Annotated in this window: 17 protein-coding genes; 11 read left to right on the top strand and 6 right to left on the bottom strand. The window is 37.3% G+C overall.

The window, feature by feature from the left end:
• Nucleotides 1-289 (bottom strand): hypothetical protein (locus tag NEOC65_RS07135; RefSeq protein WP_213156129.1); only part of this gene is annotated, 289 nt, incomplete at its 3' end.
• 179 nt (nt 290-468) lie between these two features.
• Entirely contained in the window at nt 469-729 is a 261-nt protein-coding gene (locus tag NEOC65_RS07130) for a hypothetical protein (RefSeq protein ID WP_213156128.1), read from the bottom strand.
• 345 nt (nt 730-1074) lie between these two features.
• Between NEOC65_RS07130 and ychF the strand changes: the two genes are divergently transcribed.
• Together ychF and NEOC65_RS07120 are read left to right on the top strand one after the other, a co-directional pair.
• Entirely contained in the window at nt 1075-2175 is a 1101-nt protein-coding gene (gene ychF / locus NEOC65_RS07125; protein WP_166155379.1) for a redox-regulated ATPase YchF, read from the top strand.
• Between the two features lie 12 nt (nt 2176-2187).
• Nucleotides 2188-3330, top strand: a complete 1143-nt coding sequence (locus NEOC65_RS07120; RefSeq protein WP_213152504.1) for a THUMP domain-containing protein — start codon at nt 2188-2190, stop codon at nt 3328-3330.
• A gap of 252 nt (nt 3331-3582) precedes the next feature.
• Here NEOC65_RS07120 and lon read toward each other — a convergent pair whose 3' ends face one another.
• Nucleotides 3583-6045, bottom strand: a complete 2463-nt coding sequence (lon, locus tag NEOC65_RS07115; protein ID WP_502710356.1) for an endopeptidase La — start codon at nt 6043-6045, stop codon at nt 3583-3585.
• A gap of 415 nt (nt 6046-6460) precedes the next feature.
• On the opposite strand from lon, the gene NEOC65_RS07110 reads away from it, so the two are divergent.
• From NEOC65_RS07110 to NEOC65_RS07090, 5 genes are all read left to right on the top strand, one after another.
• Nucleotides 6461-7615 (top strand): deoxyguanosinetriphosphate triphosphohydrolase family protein, encoded by a 1155-nt coding sequence (locus NEOC65_RS07110; protein WP_166155383.1) that lies wholly within the window; start codon nt 6461-6463, stop codon nt 7613-7615.
• A complete protein-coding gene (gene tsaB / locus NEOC65_RS07105) occupies nt 7603-8289 on the top strand; it encodes a tRNA (adenosine(37)-N6)-threonylcarbamoyltransferase complex dimerization subunit type 1 TsaB (RefSeq protein WP_213152506.1) in 687 nt (228 codons plus the stop codon). Before NEOC65_RS07110 ends, tsaB begins: the two co-directional genes overlap by 13 nt.
• A 98-nt stretch (nt 8290-8387) precedes the next feature.
• On the top strand, nt 8388-8567 hold the full coding sequence (gene rpsU / locus NEOC65_RS07100) for a 30S ribosomal protein S21 (protein ID WP_039384980.1): 180 nt from the start codon (nt 8388-8390) through the stop codon (nt 8565-8567).
• A gap of 179 nt (nt 8568-8746) precedes the next feature.
• Nucleotides 8747-9901, top strand: a complete 1155-nt coding sequence (dnaJ, locus tag NEOC65_RS07095) for a molecular chaperone DnaJ (protein ID WP_213152551.1) — start codon at nt 8747-8749, stop codon at nt 9899-9901.
• Between the two features lie 1091 nt (nt 9902-10992).
• A complete protein-coding gene (locus tag NEOC65_RS07090; protein WP_213152507.1) occupies nt 10993-13734 on the top strand; it encodes a tetratricopeptide repeat protein in 2742 nt (913 codons plus the stop codon).
• Between the two features lie 356 nt (nt 13735-14090).
• Here the strand turns inward: NEOC65_RS07090 and NEOC65_RS09635 are convergent.
• A protein-coding gene (locus tag NEOC65_RS09635; protein ID WP_349305274.1) for an IS5 family transposase occupies nt 14091-14866 on the bottom strand; the annotation gives its coding sequence in 2 pieces (ribosomal slippage) (nt 14091-14524 and nt 14524-14866; 777 coding nt in all).
• Between the two features lie 295 nt (nt 14867-15161).
• Nucleotides 15162-15392 (bottom strand): hypothetical protein, encoded by a 231-nt coding sequence (locus NEOC65_RS07075; RefSeq protein ID WP_213152509.1) that lies wholly within the window; start codon nt 15390-15392, stop codon nt 15162-15164.
• 613 nt (nt 15393-16005) lie between these two features.
• Here NEOC65_RS07075 and NEOC65_RS07070 point away from each other — a divergent pair.
• A complete protein-coding gene (locus NEOC65_RS07070; protein ID WP_213152510.1) occupies nt 16006-16860 on the top strand; it encodes a bifunctional methionine sulfoxide reductase B/A protein in 855 nt (284 codons plus the stop codon).
• An 87-nt stretch (nt 16861-16947) separates the two neighbouring features.
• On the opposite strand, the gene NEOC65_RS07065 is transcribed toward NEOC65_RS07070, so the two are convergent.
• Complete coding sequence (locus tag NEOC65_RS07065; protein ID WP_213152511.1) at nt 16948-18390, bottom strand: anion permease; 1443 nt, start codon at nt 18388-18390, stop codon at nt 16948-16950.
• A gap of 141 nt (nt 18391-18531) precedes the next feature.
• Here NEOC65_RS07065 and NEOC65_RS07060 point away from each other — a divergent pair, with 141 nt between their 5' ends.
• From NEOC65_RS07060 to NEOC65_RS07050, 3 genes are all read left to right on the top strand, one after another.
• Nucleotides 18532-18843, top strand: a complete 312-nt coding sequence (locus NEOC65_RS07060) for a hypothetical protein (RefSeq protein ID WP_166155618.1) — start codon at nt 18532-18534, stop codon at nt 18841-18843.
• A 455-nt stretch (nt 18844-19298) separates the two neighbouring features.
• Nucleotides 19299-20273, top strand: a complete 975-nt coding sequence (locus NEOC65_RS07055; RefSeq protein WP_213156126.1) for a tRNA dihydrouridine synthase — start codon at nt 19299-19301, stop codon at nt 20271-20273.
• Between the two features lie 252 nt (nt 20274-20525).
• Nucleotides 20526-24041, top strand: a complete 3516-nt coding sequence (locus NEOC65_RS07050; protein ID WP_213156125.1) for a tetratricopeptide repeat protein — start codon at nt 20526-20528, stop codon at nt 24039-24041.
• The last annotated feature ends 359 nt before the right edge of the window (nt 24042-24400 follow it).

Genomic DNA, 24400 nt, shown 5'->3' with positions numbered 1-24400 from the left:
GAGTCCCAATACTACCAGCATAAAAGCGGTTGGCTCTGTCATTGCCTCTTGCTAAACTTAGTTTGGCTTCTTTCCAACATACTTTCCTTGCTTTTCTTGTATCTTTTTTTGCTTGTTTGTCAATCTTGTCTATCTCCACAATGGGTACCATACTCCCATCTGTTTCACTGATGATGATTGCTTCTTGACTAACCGCTTCTTTTTTTAGCTTAGCTATTCTGCTTGCATGCTTTTGGGTAATTAATCTAACCATGGAAGAAGAAGCTTCAATTCCATAATGTTCCTTCATCTTTTCTCCTACTTTTCCCAAAGCAATATCTGCTCCAAAGTCGGTTATTGCTCGCTCTAATGGTAAAGAATACCCTCTGCATCTAACCTTGGAAGAAAAGGAAAAGGGTCGAATCAATTTTCCTGCTCGTAGGAAGCATCTCTCCTCCATGCCTACTATCCCAAATGTTGTATGCCAACTTAGTTTTTTTTGGAATGCTGTCTTAATTTCATTTCCTGAGCCTTGGCTTCTTGTTCATTTACTTGATGCTTTGCCCAATCCTCAAGGCATTTTTTCCCTAAACCCCTAACTTCGGGAATAAGAGCAAATTCAGCATCATCCGCCACTTCAATCCCTTTAACTCCTTCGGTAATATCTAATAAATCTTTAATGGATTCTAATAGACCGGGATGCTCCTTTAAGCGATTAAATACTTTATTAACTTCTTCTTCGTTAAGCATATGCAACCTCCTTTTGCTACACTTTCAGTATGTATTAATCCTTCCTTATCTTGCCAACACTTTTAATTACACCCTCTGTTAAGGAGAAAAATTTTATTAGGAAATAAAAAGGAGGAATATCCTTTTCAAGGATTGGCAAGTTTTTCGATCAAGAACAATCATTTTATAAATATCCTCTTTAAATAGCTAAAAATTAAGCTTACCCTCTAATTTTTCTATGAGCAGTCAGCAGAAAAAACACCCTTATCCCATCTCCTTCTCATTCTAAAGCCGCTCATTATTCTCTATTGTTTTTTTTACTATTTCCTCCTATACTTTTGCCACCAATTACTATGAGGTATCTATATGGCAGCCGGCCGACTTTCTTGCGGCATTGTAGGCCTCCCAAATGTGGGAAAATCTACTTTATTTAATGCTCTAACATCCAATCAAGCACCTGCATCTAATTATCCTTTTTGTACTATCGATCCGAATGTTGGAGTGGTAGAAGTACCAGATGCAAGGCTACATGTTTTATCCGAGATCTCCCATAGCAATAAAATCATTTATGCGACTATGGAGTTTGTCGATATTGCTGGGCTAGTGGCGGGTGCTTCCCAAGGCGAAGGCTTAGGGAACAAATTTTTGGCTAATATTCGAGAAACAGATGCTATCGTTCATGTAGTGCGTTGTTTTGATTCTTCCGATATCGTGCATGTATCAGGACAAACAGATCCTATCAGAGACATCGAAGTGATTAACCTTGAGCTGTGCTTAGCAGATCTGCAGATGATTGAAAATGCTATACCTCGCGTTGAAAAGCAGCTTAAAGGAAAAAAAGAGCTAGCCTTAACCTTGGCGGTCCTTAATCGTGTGCAAGAGCACTTAAATGCCAGCAAGCCGGTGAGAATGTTAGAATTTACACCCGAAGAGCGGGAAGTTCTTCAGCTTTATCCCTTATTGACCATGAAAAAAGTCATTTATGCTGCTAATGTTTCGGAAAACGATCTTCCCGACATGGAAAATTCTTATGTAAAGCGCGTGCGTGACTATGCGGCTGCAGAGGGTAATGTTGTAATTTCTATTTGTGCTCGTATAGAAGAGGAGATTGCCCAGCTTAATTTAAGCGAACGTGAACAATTTTTAGACAGCTTAGGATTGCAAGAATCGGGGCTTCAGCGCTTAATTAGAGCTTCCTATGAGATGTTAGGGCTTATTAGTTATATCACCACCGGGGAAATTGAAACGCGCGCTTGGACTATCAATAGAGGTACCTCGGCGGCAGAAGCTGCTGGTAAGATCCACTCAGACATCCAAAAGGGATTTATTCGTGCCGAAGTCGTTTCTTATGAAGATATGGTTGCTTATAAAGGCCGTGTAGCCGCACGTGAAGCTGGAAAAGCTCGCTCTGAGGGACGAGAATATGTGGTAAAAGACGGCGATGTTATTTTATTTATGCATAATTAAGCAGGTTTTATTGTGTTAGAAAATCCTAATCATCTATTTGTGACTTGTGGACAAGGCTTAGAATCTTTATTAATCCAAGAATTAGCGGAATTAGGCTTTCAACAGGTACGAGAAGGATTCCGAGGGGTTTATGTCTTGGATAAAAGTTTCCCCGCTATTTTTCGCCTTAATTATTGCTCTCGTATAGCAGGAAGGGTTTTACTTCCGCTTGCTCAGTTTCCCTGCTATGATCAAAAAGGCTTGTACAAAGGGGGAAGCAGTATTGATTGGCTAAAATACTTACCTTCAGGAAAAAATTTTGCCATAGATGCTAATGTTTCCCATCGTCAGCTAAAGAATAGCTTATTTGCAGCGCAGGTTCTTAAAGATGCTATTTGTGATCAAATACGGGCAAAGACCGGCAATCGCCCAAGTGTAAATGTTAAAAATCCTGATGTGCAATTAAATTTATTTATTCATGATAATCAAGCGACTATTAGCGTAGATACTTCTGGAACTCCCTTGCATAAACGAGGTTATCGGCAAGAGTCGGCAGAAGCCCCTTTGCAGGAATCTTTAGCTGCAGCCTTGCTACGCCTAGCTGATTATCAACCTCATGAAATTTTACTAGATCCTTGTTGCGGGGGAGGAACGTTATTAATAGAAGCTGCATTAATCGCTTCGCGCACGGCGCCTGGCTATTTGCGTCAAAAGTGGGGATTTATGCTCTTACCTCATTTTTCTTTTGAAGAATGGTTGAAAGTAAAAACGGAAATAGATGCTTTACGGCAAGCGATCCCCAAAAATCATTTATTTGGGATAGATATCAATAAAAATGTAGCGCGTATCTGCCAGGGTAACTTGCGGGCTGCAGGGTTTTTAAAGGATGTCTTAGTCAAGCAAGCTGACTTCAGAGAGTTTAGCCCTTCAATCTTGCCTACCATGATTTTAACAAACCCTCCTCATGGAAAAAGATTAGACAGTGTAGATACGCTTATTCCACTATACAGAGCGCTGGGAGACTTTATGAAGCATAAAGTTTCTAAACCTGCGCGAGGATTTGTTTTTACGGCTAATACACCTTTGGTTAAAGAAATTGGATTATCAGCGAGTCGTCGCCATGTTATTACTAATAGTAGCGTCGATAGTCGCTTGCTTGAATTTGATCTTTATTAATAAAAGCTTGCCTAAACAAAAGACAAAGTTTTTCTATACTCTATTACCCGCATGCTTTTTTTAGTTTAAATTACTGATTGCTAAATGCTTGTAAAAGTTAATCCTTAAATTTAGATTTTATAAATTACTCATACCGAAAGGCTTATAAAAAAATGCGGGAATATAGGCTATTAATATTTTCTTAGATATTTAAATAGTTTATATGCATGCATTCCCGCAAAGTCAGCTATTACGGAGAACTTTTTTAAATTTCTATTTTTCCAGCTTAACTTCTAGAGCTTGCCCAAGATCAGGAAAGGCAATATGAAAGACTTCATCATAATGTTGGACGAAATGGATGTCTATTCCCTTTTTAATGTACTCAGGAAGTTCCTCGTAGTCTCTTAAATTATCTTTAGGAAAGATAAGAGTTTTTAGACCCGAGCGTCTAGCTGCCACTAGCTTTTCTTTTACTCCCCCTATAGGCAAAATGCGGCCGGTTAAAGTTAGCTCTCCTGTCATTCCTAAATTGTTAAGCACAGGGGTATTGGTTAACAAAGATAATAAGGCTGTAACCATGGTGATGCCCGCCGATGGGCCATCTTTAGGAGTAGCACCTTCAGGGATATGAATATGAACTTGCGCTTTTTCAAAAAAACTATAGCTGGGGGCATATTTGTTTAAGGCGCTATGTAAATAGCTCCAGGCAATCTCAGAAGATTCTTTCATGACCTGGCCCGCTTGGCCCGTTAGCTTCATCTCCGTTTTTTCCGCGGCTACTTTAATTGCTTCAATGTAGAGGGTGGCTCCACCCATTGAAGTCCATGCTAAGCCTGTGCTAACCCCGATAGGATTATGTTCATAAAAACGATCTGAGGTAAATATAGGCTTACCAAGATATTCATGTAAACTCGTGGGAGTAACACGATAAGAAGGAGTTGAAACTTGGGTAGGCTTTTGCTTGTTATTTTTACGAGGTTTTTCTACAGCTATGGATGCTTCTCGAACAATGCGTAAAGCAACCTTACGCATGATCTTTTTAATATTATTTTCAAGGCTTCTTACTCCAGCCTCACGCGCATAACCATTGATAATGGCTCTTAAACCTTCAGTCGTAAAGGCGATATCTTTAGCTTTTAACCCCATTAATTTACGGTTGCGAGGAAGTAAATACTTTTTGGCAATCTCTATTTTTTCCTGCATGATATAGCCGGAAAGGCGCAAAATATCCATGCGGTCTTTAAGAGGTTCGGGGATTGTGTCTAAAACATTTGCAGTCACAATGAAGAGAATATTAGATAAATCACAGTGAACATCTAAGTAATGATCCAAAAATTCACGATTTTGTTCGGGGTCGAGAACTTCTAACAATGCCGATGCTGGATCTCCATGATAGCTACTTCCCATCTTATCCACTTCATCGAGCATGATCACGGGATTCATGGTCTGACAAAACTTGAGTGCTTGAATTAATTTTCCTGGCATCGCTCCAATATAGGTGCGGCGATGTCCTTTAATTTCTGCTTCATCTCTCATACCGCCTACAGAGAAGCGATAAAATTTTCTATTTAAAGCACGAGCTATACTTTTACCGATGCTGGTTTTGCCGACTCCGGGAGGGCCTACTAAGCACAATATACTGCCTTTTACTCCTCCAACAAGCTTGCCTACTCCTATAAATTCCAGGATGCGCTGCTTAATATCTTCTAGGCCATAATGATCGTGTGCAAGGATCTTTTCAGCTTTCATAATATCCTGGCACTCTTCACTTTGAATGCCCCAAGGTAAATTGGTCAACCAATCTAGATATCCTCGGCATACAGCGTATTCAGCAGATTGCGTCTCTAGTACAGAGAGCTTTTCCATTTCATCTTTTATAACTTTTAATACATCCGCGGGTATTTTACGTTCTCTGATACGCCCTTCAAATTTTTCTCTGTCAAGAGCTTTGTCGTCTTTTTCAATCCCCAATTCTTTTTTTATGGTTTTTAGCTGCTCTCGCAGAAAAAAATCTTTCTGGCTTTTAGAGATGGTGGATTCAATCTTTTGATTGATATTATTTTGTAACACACTTAAGTCTAATTCTTTTTTAAGCAATAAAAGAGCTCGATCAATGCGTTTTTGGATGTCAAACGTTTCTAATACTTCTTGCAGCTCTTCTCGGGAAGCGGTCGTTAAAGCTACAGCAAAATCTGCAAGTTTCCCTGGCTCGGTAAAATCAGAATGACCAAGAAAAATTTGTAATTCTTCTTTAAAAAGAGGGTTTAATTTGAGTAATTCTTTAATGGTAGAAATAATGCTAATAGCATAGGCTTTAAGCTCAGCGGTAAGCGTAGGGCTATCTTCAAAATAAGAAACTTTGGCTTTTAAAACTTTAGAGTTAGAAAGAGGACGTAAAACACGCAGTCGCCTTTCCATGTTAAGTATAACTTGTGCGCCTCCTTGCTCTAAAGGAATAATTCGCAACAGACGAGCGATAACCCCCACTTGATAAAGATCTTCAAAGCTAGCTTTATAGATATCAACATCTTCTTGCCTGGTTAAAATCAAACCGATGGACTTATGATCAGTTTTAGCCACTATTTTTAAAGTTTCAAAGAAAGGTCCAGGTTCAATAACTATAGGAGCTGCCATCCCAGGAAAGAAAGGTCTTTTCAAAAGAGGAAATATACATAGCTCATTCGGAAAGGAGTTTCTCTTCTCTGTTTTTTGTTGATTTTCAAGGGTCTTGATCACAGCATTTTCCAGCTGCTGAGTAAAAGAACTATCTTCAATATCTTCTAGATTCAAACTTGGCCTCTTACCATTTAAATTATATGAGTGATAATATTATGGAGGATAAAGAATAAACATTCAATTAAGAAAGCGCTTTTTCCTTAAGGCAGCAGAGATCCTGCCAAAGGTGTTCTTATTAAAGTTTTATTAGATAAACTTTATTCTAAGCTAGTCTATTAAGAATAACAAGAAAGTTAATTTTCTAAAAAAATATTTAATCATTAATAGGGGGTCAGTTAGGCTGTTTTTGAATACCATCGAAAAAACTTTTTTCTATCCACTATTATTCTTGGTTTATCACTCAAACGACTTGTTTTATAAATTATTTTTCACTAAGATTTACTATGAGGAATTTTAAAAGAATGAGTGTAAATACATGACCATCCCTTTTAGTGAAACTCTTTCCTTTTATCGTCATGCATTAATGAAACAGGAAAAAGCTTATTTGCATCCTTTAGCCGCCCGTACATCGGAACATAGTCGGCAGGCTGGTAATGAGGAAGATTATCGTTTACCCTATAAACGCGATGTAGATAAAATCATTCACTCTAGAGCGTATGCTCGCTATAATGATAAAACTCAGGTCGTATACTTAGTCGATAATGATCACATTACCCATCGTGGCTTACATGTACAATTTGTTAGTAGCTTTGCTAGGGGAATAGCAGAAATTTTACGCCTGAATCTTGATCTAGTAGAGGCTATCTCTTTAGGTCATGATGTGGGACATCCTCCTTTTGGTCACGAAGGTGAGGAGTATTTATCCGAACTCTCAAAGATGTTTGAAAATGGAGCGTTCGCCCATCCTTTGCAATCATGTCGGCTTTTTACTGACATAGAGCCTCTTAATCTTGGACTTGCTGTCTATGATGGTTTCCTTTGTCACGATGGCGCCATGCACAGCTCTATCATCCATCCTTGTTTTAATAAAACATGGGAAGATCACTTGAATGATAAAAAGCAGAAAGCAAGGGAACCGGAGTCTAACATAATTCCAGGAACCTTAGAGGGATGCTTAGTGAAGCTATGTGATACCATGAGTTACATAGGCAAAGATATTGAAGATGCTATTCGTTTAGGAATCATATCTAAAGAGCAGGTGCCCAAAACATTTCTAGGTACTACAAATCAAGAAATTCTGGCTACTCTTGCTAAAGAAATTATTAGAATAAGTTATGAGCAAGCTTACATAGGTATTTCTATGGAAGCTTTTGAAGCCCTAAAGTTTTTACGCGATTTTAATTTTACCCATATCTATGTTCATCCTCAACTTAAAGTGGAATCTAGCAAGATCAAGCGAGCGTATCGTCTTTTATTTGAATTATTACTAGAAGATCTTAATCATTTACACGAAGAAAGTTATCTGTGGAAAAATTATACCTTTAATAAAAATGAAGATTACAAAAATTCTACTTCTTTAGTGCAAATGGTGGTTGATTATATTTCTGGAATGACCGACAGCTTTTTTATACGTACCTTAGAAAAACTCACCCTTCCCCATAGGATTGACTTAAGAGAATGTTTTCATTAGTAATTGATACCAGTAGTGAGCGCGGTTGCGCAGCCTTCTTTGATGGGATAGAAGTAATTTTTCAAGGCAATTTTCCCTTTGGATTTAATACTTCTCAATCCCTTTTGCCCGAAATTGAACGGGGCTTGCAACATTTAGGAAGAAAAGCGGCAGACTTAAGCTATGTAGCAGTAGGAATTGGTCCGGGTTCTTATACGGGTATAAGGGTAGGGGTGGTGGTTGCTAAAGCAGTCGCTTTTTCCCTAAGAAAGCCATTGGTTACTTTTTGTAGTTTGGAAGGATTTCTCCCTTCTCAGGAAGGCTCGTATGCTGTACTTTTTGATGCAAAGATAGGGGGCGTGTATGTACTAAAAGGCCATGCTAGCCGAGGAGCTTATAAGCAGGAGGGAAAAGTACGACTTCTTCCCTTAAGCGCAGTGGGTGTATATCTACAAAATGTAAGCTATTTACTTACCCCTAATAGTCGCATACTAAAACAAAAGATAGAAAATATCTATCCTAACCAGCAGTGGATATGGGAAGAAAAAGGCCCTGATGCGCTTTATTTAAGTCGTTTATCGGAAGATAAATGGAGAAGGGGAGAGATCATGCAAAAAGAGCCTCTTGAAATTTTATATTTGCGTAAAACCCAAGCGGAAATAGAGAAAGAATTGCAAAAGAGTATTCAGTATTGATAAATTACCCATCGATTGTGTATGATGCTTCTATCATTAGAAAACTGGCAAAATTGTTGCCGTGATTACTAAACTTATAAAATTAGGAATTTAGCGAAATGTCATTAGTAAAAGTCCGTATTGGCGAACCCATCGATAAGGCCCTTCGCGCCTTGAAAAAAAGATTAGATAAAGAAGGTGTAATGAAATCTGTTAAAGCCCATCGCTTTTATGCTAAACCATCGGTTAAAAAGCGTGCAAAATCCAAGGCTGCTTTAAAATACAAAAGACAGCGCTAGAACCAGATAGGCTTGTTTAAGTAACAAGCTGATGATTTAATATAAGTTCCCAAAGGGTGTTCACATTTATTATTACAATAAATACCTCTACCCTTTAGGCTAAATTTTTTGAATTCCACCGAGTGGTTATGTTTTTTCAGTTAAAAGACATACACTCTCAAGACATCTATGTGAGCATTATGGCTGACTATTACGAAACATTGGAAATTCCACGAACTGCCACAGCAGACGAAATTAAAAAGGCTTATCGAAAAAAAGCCATCAAATACCATCCTGACAAAAATCCCGGCAATGCTGAAGCTGAAAAACGCTTTAAAGAAATTTCAGAAGCCTATGAAGTATTGAGCAATGATAAAAAACGCCAAACTTACGATCGGTATGGTAAAGAAGGCTTAGGAGCAACGGCAGGAGCTGCTGGAGGAGGATTTTCAGGATTCTCTTCAGTCGATGAAGCTTTACGGACTTTTATGGGTGCTTTTGGTGGAATGGGTGGGGAGTCTATATTTGAAAGTTATTTTGGTGGAAATGACTTTGGGGGAGGCTCAGCTCAAATGCGCCGCCAAGGAGCTAGCAAACGTGCCAATATCACTATTTCCTTTCTAGAAGCAGCTAAGGGTGTTGATAAGGAATTAGCCATCAATAACTATGTGACTTGTAAAACTTGCCACGGTAAAGGTACCCCCTCGTCTAAGGGCAAGAAAAAGTGTCCGCGTTGCCATGGCGCCGGACAAGTATATGAGCAGAAAGGCTTTTTTAGCATGTCTATGGCTTGTCCTCAATGCCATGGAGAAGGGGAAATTATCACTGAGCCCTGTAAAGATTGTCGAGGAGAGGGTTTAATTAAAGAAAAGCAGCATGTTAAAATTCATATACCAGCAGGTGTGGATAGTGGCATGCGCCTTAAGATGAGCGGTTATGGAGATGCAGGGCATGGTGGTGGGCCAGCAGGAGATCTGTATGTCTTTATTAACGTCGAGCCGCATGAAATTTTTGAACGTGAAGGGAATGATGTGTTGCTAGATCTACCGATTAGCTTTACAGAAGCTGCTTTAGGATGTAAAAAAGATGTACCCGGTCTCTATGGCCATACCTGTCGTATTACTATCCCAGAAGGTACCCAAAATGGGAAAGTATTCCGCCTAAGGAATGAAGGCTTTCCCGGTGTGCATGGACAAGGAAAAGGAGATTTGCTAGTTAAAATATTTGTGGAAACACCTACACAGCTTTCCGAAAAGCAAATAAAATTGCTGAAAGAGTTTTCTACCTTGCAAGGTCCCGCCAATTTACCTAAAAGTAAATCCTTTTTGGATAAGATAAAAAGCATTTTTAAATAAAAATTTCTTATCAATCTCTTATTCATCGAAAGGTAAAGTACGGTTCGGGAAATGGAAGGTTAAGTATTTATTTTTTTAATAAATACTAAAGTTTGTTTATCTATGCTAGAGTTGTTATCTACTCTCCTTTGTCTTAGCCAAGATTAATCCTTCTTTTTTTAACTTTACAAGTTATTTCAAATCTTTATCAAATAGATGAATCTTGCATGTGTCGGTCTTTATATTATTTATCCTCCGCACACTCGAAGCTCTGCTTTTTAATTTACCTACATTGAGGGCTTTAGAGCGATGTTTCCTCTTTTTATAACCTTTTCCTCTCGATTGCAATTTACAAAATATTTTAAATCATTCTTAACAGATAGATGAATGGCCAATATATAGCCGTTTCATAACCTTAAGTTTTCGATCATTTAGCTGATATTTCAGATTATTTTAACACTTATTATTTAACTTTTTTTCTTGAAAGGAGTTTAATCTGTCTTTTATTTAAGGGAAAAGCAGTTAAAAGATAGAAAAACCTTCTCCTCGCTAGGTAATATGGGCAAAAATGGTAAAGATATAAGCTAGAACTCGCACTAGTTTATCCCTCTTGGTAAATCACTTCATTGAGGAAAAGTACTAAGGGGGGAACAGTAAGCGATCATAAGAGACAAATCCGCTTAAATTTTGATAATGAATAATATAAATAAAAAAATTATTAAATAAATATTATAGCTATTTGAAAATATTTTGGCTTTATAGGCCGGCAAAATCGCATTTGAAGCTTGTATGCCTCCTGGATTCTTATGTGAAGATGACTTTTTAGTATGCACACGAAAAAGTTTTACTTTATAGTTTATTCTTTATTTAAACCTCTTCCTTAAGCTCAGCTTAAGCACAAGGAAAAAAATTCGTGAAGCTTGATTAACTTGGATAAAAAATATTTAAGCTTATGGAGATCTTTTTGATAAGCTTTTGACTTATAATGCGGGATTAGCCAATATCCAAAGAGGCCTAGCTTAATCTATAAGCAAATTAAAATTTCAAGTCAGGCTAATCGCTTTCTAAACTGCTTTTAAACATGTTTTTTTACATAACTTAAGGTGAACAATATGTCAATTTCTTCTTCAAAATCATCTTTTCCTCTAAGTAGAGGGCTTTATTCTAAATTAAGAAGTCTTCCTTCTTTCCCTACAGATACTAAAGCTATCTCCTGCCCTCTCTTCTATTCCAGATCCATATCTACTGCCTTTCATAATCTTTATAAAAATCATTCCCCTATCTCCCTACTTAAAGGGCATAGGATAAATTACGTAACCTTGTCAGCAGTTTCTGAGAATCAAGGCCTGCGATCTTATTGGACTAAAAGAAAATATTTTTGCAGCCCCAAGTTCAAGGATAAGTTGCAACCAAGTGCTGTGAGGGTTTTCAAAGGGCAAAGAAGATTACATACAGAAATAAAAGAAAATGGCGGGAAGGAAGAGAGAATTAAAAATGTGCGAGAATATATCAGTCAAAAGCAGGAACATTTTAAAAATATGACCTCTTTTGAAAAACAACAGCTATTTATAAGGACTTCTTGCGGTGTTTTAGTATTATATGTCTTGCGTCCTTTAATTACCGACTACGTAAAAAGAGCATTCAAAAAAGAAACTGTGCATGTTGGACTTTCGGATGAAATTTTATCTCAGCAGGGAACCTGGATTCAAACAAAAAATTTGGATAAATTAGAAGAACTTTTTAAAGAACCAGAATCTAATAGACAAAAGGTAGCAATTGTAGGCATGGCTGGGTCAGGTAGAACAACTTTAGCTAAACGATATGCAGTACATTACGAAAAGAAAATGAAAGAACAACCTGATAGAATAAGAACTGTCTTCTTTGCTGACATGAGAGACGAAGACACATTTTTGCGTGCGTATAGAAAACTTGCAGAGGATTTAGGAGTTCATGTCCCGCTTGCAGCTCAAGAAGAAATCATTATCAAAAAAGTTAATAAAAAGCTTGCAAGAAGGCCTTATTGGCTTTTTGTAGTGGACAATGTTGATGCCAAAAGTTACGAAAAGTTGCAAAAGTTTTTTCCAAATAATAAAAAAGGAGAAATTTTACTTGTTGCAAAGGAAAAGTTAGAGGGGGCCGTATCTTTTGATATACAAGACAATACGCTTAGCATGGAGGAAGCTCTCCAGATTTTTAATCATAATCTTGGTAAAGATCATTGGGCTGTTGAGAAAGCGAATAACTCAAAACGCGAACTAGCGGATGAACTTTTCTACTTACCCTTGGCTATTAAGCAAGCAGCTATCTATTTAAAAGAGGCGCCACAAGATAATAGCTTTGATGCCTTAATAGAATTCTATATCAAAAGACTAAAAGAGAGGGCAGGAATAGACGAGAAATTTTCATTGCGTTCTATCAATCTTAATAATGCTATCATGGTCATAAAAGTTGTACATTCTTTAAGTGTAGAAAAATGCGAGCAAGAGCAAAGCGAGAGCAAAACCCTTCTTTCTATTATACCCTTTTTGAATCCTTACTTTATTGATCGATCGATTTTGCGGCTGTGGTTTTTTGATAAGCATGCCAATAACGCTAGTTTGTTTAACACCATACTGGATCTGTTGGAAAAATACTCTTTAATCGCTGTAGATGGAAAAAAGGGATGGGAAGTTCACCCATCTCTACAAGAGTTGCTAATTGAAAAAGCAGAAAAGCAAGGAATAAAGCCTTCAGAAACTTTAAAAGAGATTCTTATTTTTTTTAGAAACAATTTTAAATTAGATATGCGTTTTGCCGATGGATTAAATAAAACAAAAGCCATTGAAAATCAGCTAGAGACTCTTTTAAAACATGCAGAAAAATTTGATTTGCAAGAAGAGTTAAAGCCTTGTTTCGTTCACCTTTACAATGTTTTAGGTAATTATTATTTACAATCCAATAATTTCTTCGAGGCGCGGCAAGCTTTTAAGAAAAGCTTAGAGCTTGTGAAAGTTCAAATAGATCACACAACAGCTGAGCAAATCTGTGATAATTTAAAAGCGCATAAAGAACTTCCAGCTTTATGTGCTCAGGCTCTTCACTACTTAGGAAAAGTCTATTTTCATACGCAGGGGATAGATCAGGCAAAAAAATATTTTCAAAAAGCTATTGATATCCAGGAAGTAATAACAACTCGGCGAGATGTGTATGACAATCCCAATCCTTTTGACTTTATAGTTTTTCAACGCCAAGGCAAAGGTTGGGCTCTCTTAGAGGGCGATAAGGATGATTTGTTACAAGCGGAAAAATTATATCTTAATCTCTTTAAACAAAACCCTTGCATGCCTGCAGGGCAACGTGATCTGTTTAATGAAAGATATTGTAATATTCAATTGAGCAGAGTCTACTTAAAGTTAGCGCAGCAAGAAGCGGATAAAGAAAAAAAAGAGGAATATTATAATAAAGCACGCGAGAGACTTGAAGTAGGAGGAATTGAAAATGGCGTGCCTTTTCAAGGCGCCATCCAGATGATGCAGCAATATGTAAGATCGGGAGAAATTTGCCTGATGTTAGGAGAGTTATACTTAGATAAAGACTGTCCTTTTGGAGATCTTGGAAAAGCTCAAGACTATTTTGAAAAGGCTTCGCAACTATCAAAAACCGATCTTATGATTGGTGCAAAGTCCAAATACTACCTAGCCAGGCTTTATTTGGAAAAAGGCCTTTCCCATCAAGCTTTTAAGGCTATTAACGAGTCAATTCACTTATTTAACAAAGTAGGGGGGAAAGGATTAACTAAGATCCATCCTAAAGGCTTCTACGAAGCAGAGAAAATAAAAGAAGCTTTTAAAAATGATGCTCCATTAATCTTGTAGATCTTGAAGCTCTCGTACTTAAGCTATGAAGGAAGGAGTTTCTATTAGACAGTAGCTTTAGCTATTCCTATCTTTTATTGCAGAAGCATGAGAGCTAATTAGCCTTTAGGTTCAAATGCTAGCTAAAATGTTTATCATATGTAGCAAGAGGTACAAAAACGAAGGGCTCTTTATTAAAAATGTGCCAAAAGAAAAAGGGAGCTTATAAATTTTTAAGCTTCTAAAAAATTACACTCTTTTAGAGGATAAAGTGGATAGATAGGATAAGAGAGCTTTACCATTATAGTACTTAGCAAAACCCTTTAGCTTTTATAGGTTCAACCTTTAAATTCTTAAGAGACATTCTCTGAATTAATTTATTGCGCTATTCTTCTTACCATTAGACGTATCATGGCTAAGTAGAGGAACGCTTGGCTGGTGTTTGGCAAGGCCTCATAATCCTTACTTAATCTGCGGCATTTGCCAAACCAGGCAAATGTTCTTTCTACTATCCATCTTTTTGCTTGTAGATGAAATCCTTTTAGCTTAGATCTTTTAATGATTGTTAAATCAATGCCATGTAAAGCTGCTTCTAGTTTCATCTCTTCCCCGCTATATCCTGTATCGGCAAACATTTTTTTTGGCCATAAAGCTTTTCCTTGGAAATAATAAAATAGTGCTTTTAGCCCATCTCTGTCGCTACAAGCTGCGCTACTTACTACCACTGCTATTAACAGTCCTAAGTGATCCACCACTATGTGCCTTTTCCTACCTTTAATTTTCTTGCCGCCGTCGTATCCGCAGAGCCCTTTTTTTCAGTTGTTTTGACACTTTGACTATCAACTATAGCTGCGCTAGGTTCCGCTAACTTGCCTAAGCTTTGGCGAAGCGATCGCCTTAAATAAGTATTAATTTGCTCGAATAAATTACTCTGCTTCCATCTTAAAAATTGAGAGTAGACTGATTTCCAAGGAGGTAGATCATGCGGAAGATCTGTCCATTGGCAACCTGTCCTTAAAACATAAAAGATGGCATTAAGCATCTCTCGTCTAGCGTGCTTAGGTGGCTTGCCAGCTTTTTTCTTGCATATTATAGGTTCAAGCACTTGCCATTCTTGATTGTTTAAATCGCTAGGATAAGGTTTTCTTATCATATTAGGCTCCTGGTTAAACAGCCTATATTTTAAACGATTTTAATAATTCAGAGAATGTCTCTAAGATAAATGGTACTTTATTTAATAAATATTTTTAATATGCAAAAGCTTTTTTTGACGTTAAATTTGTTTCAACCTTTAGTGTGGCTATCAAAAATAAATAGATCAAGACTCTTAGTATAAAATTGTAAAGCTCCTTAAATAGGTAAATAGCCTTGAGAGGACCAAAAAATAAACAGCATTATAAAGAATTAGGAGTTCTCAATGAATAATACCTAGCATCTTAAAGGGTACCTTAAAGACCCATAGGACGTGGTAAAGGCTTATCTTCCTCTTCCTCACTATCCTTTTCATTTTTATCTTTTTTGCCTTCTCGATTTTTTTTAAAATCTTTTTTGGCTTTTTCTGCTCGCTCGGTAGCATTTATATCAAAAGGCTTGGGAGTAGAGGCAAAAGGATTATTACTAACGATAAGATTACCATCTTCATAAAGATCTCGAAAACTATTATTGATAGGAGCACCCATAATTTTCCCTCCTGATTAATTTTATTATATAATATTAAAATAATTAATATCAATATAGGTGCAAAAAAATTAAGGGACATAAGACCACCTAGCAGGAAATAGGGCTAGCCTTGGTAAAACATTTGGGTGGTTTATGTCTTGCTAGTGGATCGAAAACTTTCATTTATGCTGTTTTTTGCTTTAAATGCCTTTTGTTAATCCAGCTTTTCTAATTGCAAGGATCCCTTTGTCTATCAAAGTGCTTAAGGAAAAAGGTAGACGAGTGAAAAATGTAGTAAGCATCTTAAATAAAACCATAAGGATGAAGCGGGGTCTAACAGTTTAATGATAGAATGATTGTAAACTTAAATGGATGATGACTTGAGGCTTTTTGCTCTTAAATATTATAATGATCTCTTGCATAGATAGGAAAAAGGGAAGAATAACAAGAGAGGTTTTTTTTTGAGGAGAACTTAAATAGATAAGCAAATAGTAGTAAGAATTTTCCCCATATTTTTTGATTAATGCTGCATAAGGGAAGAAAGCTGTATAGATCTAACCTCACTCAGAAAAACACCTGAAATACTATTTAATTCTGTCTCTGAGCTATTAACATTCTTACATTAGGGTTTATATGGAAAGATATCATGCCTTAGATCCTTACGAGGAATCTATCATTTTAAAAAAAGGGACTGAAAAGCGTGGCACGGGTAAATACTACCACTTTGCTGAAGGAGGTATTTATCTATGCCGTTATTGTGATGCTCCTTTATATATGTCCTCCGATAAATTTCCTTCTCAATGCGGATGGCCTAGTTTTGATGATGAAATTAAGGGTGCTGTGGAGCGCAAGCTCGACGCAGATGGGGAGCGTATAGAAATTCTTTGTCGACGCTGCAGCGGGCATCTAGGACATCTTTTTATTGGAGAAAGGCTGACAAGAAAGAATCAGCGCCATTGTGTAAATTCAACCTCGCTAACATTTAACCCTGCATTTACTCAAGAGGGCTATGCCAGAGCTATTTTTGCTGCCGGTTGTTTCTGGGGCGTTGAACATCTTTTTAAAAAAGTTGAAGGGGTAGTTAGCACTACCGTAGGTTATACAGGAGGCTCGACAGTACATCCAAACTATAAAGAGGTCTGTACGGGAATGAGTGGCCATGCAGAAAGCGTGGAAATTATATTTGACCCTGATATTGTAGATTATGAAACATTGGCTAAATTATTTTTCGAGATTCACGATCCCTCGCAGCACAACCGCCAGGGACCTGATAAGGGTGAACAATATCGCTCGGCAATCTTTTATCTCTCGGAAGCGCAAAAGAAGATAGCCGAAAATTTGGTGATAAAATTGGAAAAGAAGGGGATTAAAGTAGCTACCCGCCTTTTGCCAGCAAGTTTTTTTTATTCTGCCGAAGAATATCATCAAGATTACTATGACAAAGTCGGTAAAGAGCCTTATTGCCATGCACGTGTCAAACGTTTTTAACTATGCCTTTTCTTGCAATTACCAATCACTATGCTTCCCGCCTTAACATCATAAGGAGGAAGCAAAGCAAGGTGAAGGTAAGTGTGCCTACCATAGGTGCAGAATTTTCCACCACAGACACCCTATGCCTATCCAGATAATCAAAAAGATAAAACTCATTACAAATCCCATTTTCCACCAAGTTTTAAGATTTACATATTCAGATCCAAATAAAATAGGTGCTGATCCCGTTCCATAATGGGTAAGGCAGGCGAACAAGCTGCTAGAAAAGGCAAGTGAAAGAGCTATAAGATAAGGGGGAATATGTAGATGAAGGCCGACAGTCAGAAAAGCCGCATACATAGAGCTAACATGAGCGGTATTGCTAGCAAAAAGATAATGACTATAAAAATAGGAAAGCACCAAAATGGGCCATGCCCAGTACCAGGAAGTGTTTGTCATCATGGCACGAAGGTGGCTGCTCATCCAACCAATTAATCCAAAGTTATTTAAATAAGTGGCTATCATCACTAGCGTAGAAAACCAAATCAGCGTATCCCAAGCCTCATGTTCTCTCTTAATATCTTCCCAAGTAAGTACACCTGTTAAAAGTAAAATGCATATTCCTAAGAAGGCCACTGTCGTACTATCTATGCTAAGATAGGCTTCTCCGCAAATCCATAAAACAATTAACAAGAAAAACACCACTAAAGTAATCCATTCATATTTTGACATAGGACCCATTTGCTGAAGATTCCTGATAGCTAAATCTTTAGCTTCAGGGGTTTCTTTAATTTCTGGAGGATATAATTTATGCACAAGATAGGGAATGGCAATTAAACTTAATACTCCTGGGAGGCTGGCGGCTAAGGCCCATTGGCCCCAGGTAATGGGGATATTATGGTTAAGCAGTACTGCTACGATGAGAGGATTTGCTGCCATGGCGGTAATAAACATGGTGCTAGTGATTAAATTGCAATAGTAGGCGGTAAGGATAAGATAGCTTCCTATGAGGCGTTGAGAATGGCGCTCAGGCGAGCTTCCAAAACTAACAGCTAACGCTCTAACGATAGGAAAAATGATGCCTCCCGCCCGTGCTGTATTACTAGGAATAGCAGGAGCCAAGATAAGTTCGGTAAAAGCTACCCCATATCCTAACCCTAAAGTTTTTTTTCCTAAAAAAGCCACCAATAGGTAGGCTAAACGCATGCCCAGTTTTGTTTTAATAAAACTTTTGGAGATAAGGAAGGCAGCTACAACAAGCCAAATGATAGGATGGGAAAACCCGCTTAAAGCCTCCTTCAAAGTAAGTGTCTGAGTGACAATAAGAGTAGCCAGAGCTAAGAAAGAAATGGCTCCCATGGGCAGTGCTTTTCCTATTAATCCTACAATCAGAGCGGAAAAAATGGCTAACAGTTGCCAAGCTTTAGGCTCAACTCCTACAGGCGAGGGAGCAAATCTTATACATGCACCCACTGTGCAAGCAATAAGAAGAGGTAGAAAATTGGCACCTTTAAAAACTACTTTGCTAGAGTGCTGAGGATGTGACATAAGATGTCTCCAAAAATATTTATAAGGAACCTATATTACTAGGAGAAGGAATTTCTTTTAAGATGAAAATCTTGCTTGCGTAGATGAAGCCGATACTGTCATAATGTTATTCTACCCCTTAACCCAAAAGGATTAAAAATTATGATTACAGATATAGAATCTTTAAATTTGTTGGATTTAGACCAATTTTCAGCTGATTTAGAAGAACTCAAGCAGGAGATAATTACTGAAGAAGCTGGAGAAGATGAGGATGATGTTATCCTAGAGGTCATTAAAGTGATCCAGGAAGAAATCGTTAAACGTAAGAGTAATCCAGAGAAAAAAGATCTTGCTAGCAATGTAAAATTTTTGGCTTATATCAATTTATTTAATTCTTTATTCGGAGAAGCAGACTTTGAGGAATTAGATGAGGATGAATTAGAAGATATTGAAGAGGATGAAGAAGAAAAATAATTGATGAATAGAAGAGCGGCATCATGCCGTTCTTCAGCAAGCAAGATCTCTTTTTTACTCTTAAATTTTTTTCATTAGAGCACTAAACTTTGGGTTTAATTAAGGAGAAATATTCATAAAGTTTACGTGTTGGTAGGAATAAATCTTACCTGCTTTTCATAGCTAGGCATCTTTCTTGTAAATTCTCTAGAAATTTTACTACCAAATGTGCATTTTTAATCCCTACTTTTAATTCTAGGTAGCAGGTTTATTTGCCTGTGATTACGAGAATCTTTTTTATTGCTTTTGGCCTTGTTCCTTGAAAATTAGGTTGCAGTCACTCGTTTAATGCTTAGAAAAATTATTAAATATAAGAAAAAATCTTACTAACTATAGATAAATAAGCCTAACGCTTAAGCTTTGATATCTAAAAAATATAGACTCTGCAATTAAGCAAGCTAAAGGCATCAACCATCATGCATTTACTTTCGAAAGACGCCTTTGGGTGTCCTTATCTTTTTCTTGCTCCCATGGAAGGAGTAGGAGACCGCTGCTTTCGTAAAGCAATGGCGACCATAGGGGGATTCGATGAGGGTGTTACTGAATTTATTCGGGTGCCGAGCAATGCTCATGCGCCAAGCTTAGCTAAAGTTTATGACTCTCATGAAATCTCTCCTATTCCTTTAGCAGCTCAATTGATGGGATCAGAACCTAACTTAATGGCAGAAATGGCGCTAGAGATAGCTCGCAGGGGAGCACCTCGCATAGATTTAAACTGTGGGTGCCCTTCTAATAAAGTGACAGGCAGAGGTGCAGGTTCAAGTCTACTAAAAGAACCTCGGCATCTTTATGAAGTTGCAAGGGCTTTAGTAAAAGCTGTAAAGGTTCCCGTGACGGTTAAAATGCGTTCAGGATATGAAGACACTTCTCTTTTTAAAGAAAATTTACTTGCCGCACAAGAAAGTGGGGCGTGTTTTATTACTTTACATCCTCGCACTAAAGTAGAGGGATATGGACCTCCTGCGCGGTGGGATTTGATTGCAGAAGCCAAATCTATTTTGAAAATTCCCGTAGTGGGTAATGGAGATATTTTGTGTGTAGAAGATGCTGTGCGCATGTTGAAAGCAACCCACTGTGATGCCCTCATGGTGGGGCGAGGAAGCGTAATTAACCCATTTATCTTTCATCAAATACGTGCTTATTTTTCAGGGAAGGCTTTTATACCCACATGGGATTCTTTAAATATTTATCTCAGAACTTACTTATCGGAAATACCTTTAACAAGCCCCGTTCGCAATAAAATTAATAAAATGAAGCAATTACTAAGTTTTCTATACAAAGCCAACCCGCAGCTATCAAGCTATCGCCAACAAATGTTAACTTCGCAATTTAACCATTTAGATGCTTTTATGGAGGATGCAATGCATCATCTTAAAAATTTTTATATATAATTTTTTTTCCATGTTTTCTAAAAATCCCAGGAAAATTTTTACTATCTGGTTAGTCCCAAGCTCTAGCTTATTCAATGAAAGGCATAATGTTTTATAAATTCTAAAAATTTATAGAATACAAGAATAAATTTTTTCTTTTAATAAATTTTTAGCCCATTGAACGCTGCAAGAGCTGGAAATTTTGTATTCCTATTTGCAAGTTTCGTGTTATATCAGGATGCACCTTCAAAATTAGCTAAAAAGGATGAATTTATGAGTTCAAAAATTTCTCTTGAATACCCTTATATTTTTCCTACATTTGAACAGATAGAAGATAGAGGACTTAATCATAAAAGAACACGTTCAACCTATGCGGAAATTGCCTTAAAGATATTCAAAGAATTAGAACTACTAGATTTGTGCCAAGCCAAGTTAGTATGTAAAGAATGGAAACAGCAAATTAAAGGCAGTTTCTTAGATGAGGAAGAAGCTTACACGCAAGCTTTAAAACGCGCTATTCAAAAGGAAGAACTTATAAAAGTAGCTTCTTTTATAGAAAAATTAGGCGATATTTATGCTGCAAAAAGAACGTCAGAGACATTTCTTCAAGCTGCGGGTCTTTACAATTACGCTTTACAACTATTTTCAGAAGATAGACAGGAAATAATTAAAAAAAAGCTTTTTAAGGTTCAAAGCCTACTTACTGAACTATGCAATGGAAAACCTATAAGCCTTGAGCAAATGAGGAAGCAATTTGAAGCTAATCGCCAAGTATTAAAAAAGCTTAGAGAGGAAATAGAGAAAAAAATTCAAGCTCTTGGCTCAAATCCCTCATCTGAGGAAGTAAGAGATCTTTACAAGGAAATTACTCAAGGGATGAAAGATTTCTTTAAAATTCTGGTCGAACAGAGTATTGATACTTTAGGAGCTGCTCCCTGCGAATATGCTATGATAGGCTTTGGTTCCCTGGCTAGAGAAGAAATGACTCCTTATTCCGATTTAGAATTTGGTATTCTTATCCAGGGGGATAGTGAAGACAACAGAGAGTACTTTAAGCGCCTGACCAATCTAATTCACCTGAGGGTTATTAACTTAGGAGAGACGATTCTTCCTGCTTTAAATATTCCCTGTATAATAAAGGCTGGCTTTTTTGATAGTGTCACCCCTAGAGGTTTTGCTTTTGATGGTGAAGGAGCGAAAGGAAAAGGTTGTAAAACTCCCTTTGGCAATCGTCAAACATTTAAGCTTATTCAAGCTCCCGAGAAGATGGCTCAATATATTGCGCAGGATGAATACGGTAAATGGTGGCATGACAAAGAGCCTCATCTTCCCATGGAGCTTCTGAACTTTACCCATCTGTTAGGTAATTCCGAATTAACTGCTCAATATAAGCAAAAAATTCAAGAAAAGCTCAATACGCCTTACCAACAATGCCGTAATCTTCGTCAATACTTAGCTAAGGTTCATTTAGTTAAAGAGGATATGGCATCTTTTGACCCAGGTATGGGTCATTTAGAAAAACAAGGTATGCTTTTTAAGGTTAAAAATGATTTGTATCGATTTCCTCATCTAGCCATGGATCGACTAGCTCTTCTTAAAAAAATAGTAGCCTCTGATACTTTCGGTAGGATCGAACAGCTATACAAGCAAGGGATTATAACGGATAGCGCAGCTGAAAAGTTAAAGGATTGGATGAGTACAGCGCTATTTATGCGCCTTAAGACCTATTCCCACTATGAAGCGCAAAAAGAGATGATGAATCCGCTGATTATACCTTTTGGCTTTGATGATCCAGACCTTATTAAAAAGCAGTTTGCTTTAGAATCTCAAGCACTAGAAGACCTAAAAAAAATTTATCGCATCTTTATTCCATTTTATCAAGCTATCGACGAATATTTAGATGGCCGGAAAGAAAGGCTTAAATCTTCCACATTAGATGATAACTCATCTCAGACCCAAGGAAACATAGCTTTAAGGTTTTTTCAGCATAAGGAAGCCTTAGAGTGGTATAATAAAGCAGTACAAGAAGATTCGGAAAATCCTCAAATACTAAATGCTTTAGGAGCCCTTTATCATGAGCAAGGCAATTTAGAAAAGGCGGCTGCATACATTAGCCAAGCAATCGAAATTAATCATGATTGCTTGAATAAAAATTGTCTTAACTTAATGGATTATTATTGTCAAAATGCAAATCTAGTAAGAAGTTATTATAGCTTAGCATCAATCAACAAAAACAAAGGTAATTTAAAGAAAGCTGAGGAGAATGCCAGGCAGGGAATTAAAATTTCCCGTGAGTTGTTGGGAAAGAATCATTGGAGCCTAGCAGACGGTTACAATATTTTAGGAGCAATTTACCAACAAAAAGGAAATTTAGATAAAGCAGTGAAGTATGCTAAGAAAGTGCTAACAATTGAACTTGAGTGTTTTGGTGAGAATCACCCACGATTGGCAAGGGATTATACTAATCTGGGAATGGCCTACCAAGAACAAGGAAATTTGGAAGAAGCTACTCACTTAATCAAAAAGGCGTTAGAAATAGATATCAAGCTGTATGGAGAAAATCACTCACAAGTAGCAATCGAATACGAAAATTTAGGAATGATCTGCCATGAACAAAAAGATTTTGAGACAGCAATCAAGCTAGTGAAAAAAGCTTTAGAAATTAACTTTAAGCTATATGGAGAAATTCATCCGTCTGTGGCAATGAATTATAATAATCTAGGAAAGATTTATCAGGAGCAAGGAATCTTAGGACAAGCAGCTGAGCACTACATGAAGGCTCTTGTGCTCCATCGCAGGCTACATGGAGAAGATCATTGTAACGTAGCAGTAGGTTACAATAACCTAGCAACACTCTACAAAGAACAAGGACACTTAAATCAAGCTGTTGATTATGCTAAACAAGCCCTCGAAATTGATAAAAAAATTTCAGGGGAAAATCATCCAAACGTTGAAAGAGATTACTATCATTTGGGCCTCTATTTTGAATTACAGAAGAATTTAGTACAAGCAGCTGAATACATTGGAAATGGCCTTGAGGTCCACTACAATCTACATGGTGAATTTCAACATAGTGCAAGAACTAATTACAACCAGCTAGTAAAAATCTATGAAAAGTTAATAAAAATCTATAAAGATAAAGAATCTCTAGAAATGGCCGCTACATATGCTGAAAAAGACCTTAAAATTAAACTTAGGTTTTATGGGGAGAAGCATCGTGAAATTGCTGTTTCATACACTAATTTAGCTCAGATTCTCCAAGATCAAGGGCTTTTAGAGCAGGCAGCTAAGTATACCAAAAAGGCTTGTGAGATTAATGAGAAGGTGCTGGGTGAAAGCTATGATGCGACTGCAGCAACATGCTATGGTAACCTGGGAACGATATATAGAGAGTTAGGAAAGTTAAAACTAGCAGCAGAGTATGCAAAGAAAGCGCTTGAAATTGACCTTACTATATTTGGTGAAACTCATGAAGCTGTAGCAATCGATTACAATAACCTAGGAACGATCTACCAACAGCAAGGAAACTTTCAGCTAGCGGCAGAGTGTGCAGAGAAAGTGCTTAGAATTGATCTCGAGATAGATGGCGAAAATCATCCAAATGTGATAAGTAATTACAATAATCTCTGTGCGATCTACCACAAGCAAGGAAACTTAAAACTAGCAGCAGAGTATGCAAAGAAAGCACTACGTAGTAGTATTGTGACATATGGTATCCACCACCCTACAACCATTGAAATTAATAACGTACTCAAAGCTCTTAAATTGCTTGTTCGAGATGTCGTATGAAAGTAAGCTGATTCTCTTAAAATGGCTTGATAGCACAAGGAAAAGGCAAGTGGTTGAGCTAATTTAAAAATGAGATTTTAGCTTTACTTTGAAGATCCTCCTAGCCATTGCAAAGAATAGACATTCTGGCTTCTGTTAAGTGGGAAATGCCAGCTTGCTCGCGTATTATATAGCTTTTAGGCCGATAAACTACCTTAGAAAAAATAGCAGAGGTTGCAGCGATTAGGTAGTTAATCGGCGAATGCTGGGATGCCTTAAAAGAAGGAATACATGACTCTTGAAATTAAGTTCTTAGCGAAGCTGACATTAACATATAATGATTTTTTGGTAGTTCTAACTTTTTTCTCTTTACTATGTCA

The organism is Neochlamydia sp. AcF65 (assembly GCF_018342435.1).
GTDB lineage: Bacteria > Chlamydiota > Chlamydiia > Chlamydiales > Parachlamydiaceae > Neochlamydia.
Note: the sequence above shows the minus strand (reverse complement) of the source record. Positions and strands in the feature narration are given on the sequence as shown.

Bases quoted from the DNA above. Each gene is read 5' to 3' on its own strand.
- NEOC65_RS07130 (WP_213156128.1), bottom strand. From the start codon at position 729: ATGCTTAACGAAGAAGAAGTTAATAAAGTATTTAATCGCTTAAAGGAG.
- ychF (WP_166155379.1), top strand. From the start codon at position 1,075: ATGGCAGCCGGCCGACTTTCTTGCGGCATTGTAGGCCTCCCAAATGTG.
- NEOC65_RS07110 (WP_166155383.1), top strand. From the start codon at position 6,461: ATGACCATCCCTTTTAGTGAAACTCTTTCCTTTTATCGTCATGCATTA.
- tsaB (WP_213152506.1), top strand. From the start codon at position 7,603: ATGTTTTCATTAGTAATTGATACCAGTAGTGAGCGCGGTTGCGCAGCC.
- rpsU (WP_039384980.1), top strand. From the start codon at position 8,388: ATGTCATTAGTAAAAGTCCGTATTGGCGAACCCATCGATAAGGCCCTT.
- dnaJ (WP_213152551.1), top strand. From the start codon at position 8,747: ATGGCTGACTATTACGAAACATTGGAAATTCCACGAACTGCCACAGCA.
- NEOC65_RS07090 (WP_213152507.1), top strand. From the start codon at position 10,993: ATGTCAATTTCTTCTTCAAAATCATCTTTTCCTCTAAGTAGAGGGCTT.
- NEOC65_RS07075 (WP_213152509.1), bottom strand. From the start codon at position 15,392: ATGGGTGCTCCTATCAATAATAGTTTTCGAGATCTTTATGAAGATGGT.
- NEOC65_RS07070 (WP_213152510.1), top strand. From the start codon at position 16,006: ATGGAAAGATATCATGCCTTAGATCCTTACGAGGAATCTATCATTTTA.
- NEOC65_RS07065 (WP_213152511.1), bottom strand. From the start codon at position 18,390: ATGTCACATCCTCAGCACTCTAGCAAAGTAGTTTTTAAAGGTGCCAAT.
- NEOC65_RS07060 (WP_166155618.1), top strand. From the start codon at position 18,532: ATGATTACAGATATAGAATCTTTAAATTTGTTGGATTTAGACCAATTT.
- NEOC65_RS07055 (WP_213156126.1), top strand. From the start codon at position 19,299: ATGCATTTACTTTCGAAAGACGCCTTTGGGTGTCCTTATCTTTTTCTT.
- NEOC65_RS07050 (WP_213156125.1), top strand. From the start codon at position 20,526: ATGAGTTCAAAAATTTCTCTTGAATACCCTTATATTTTTCCTACATTT.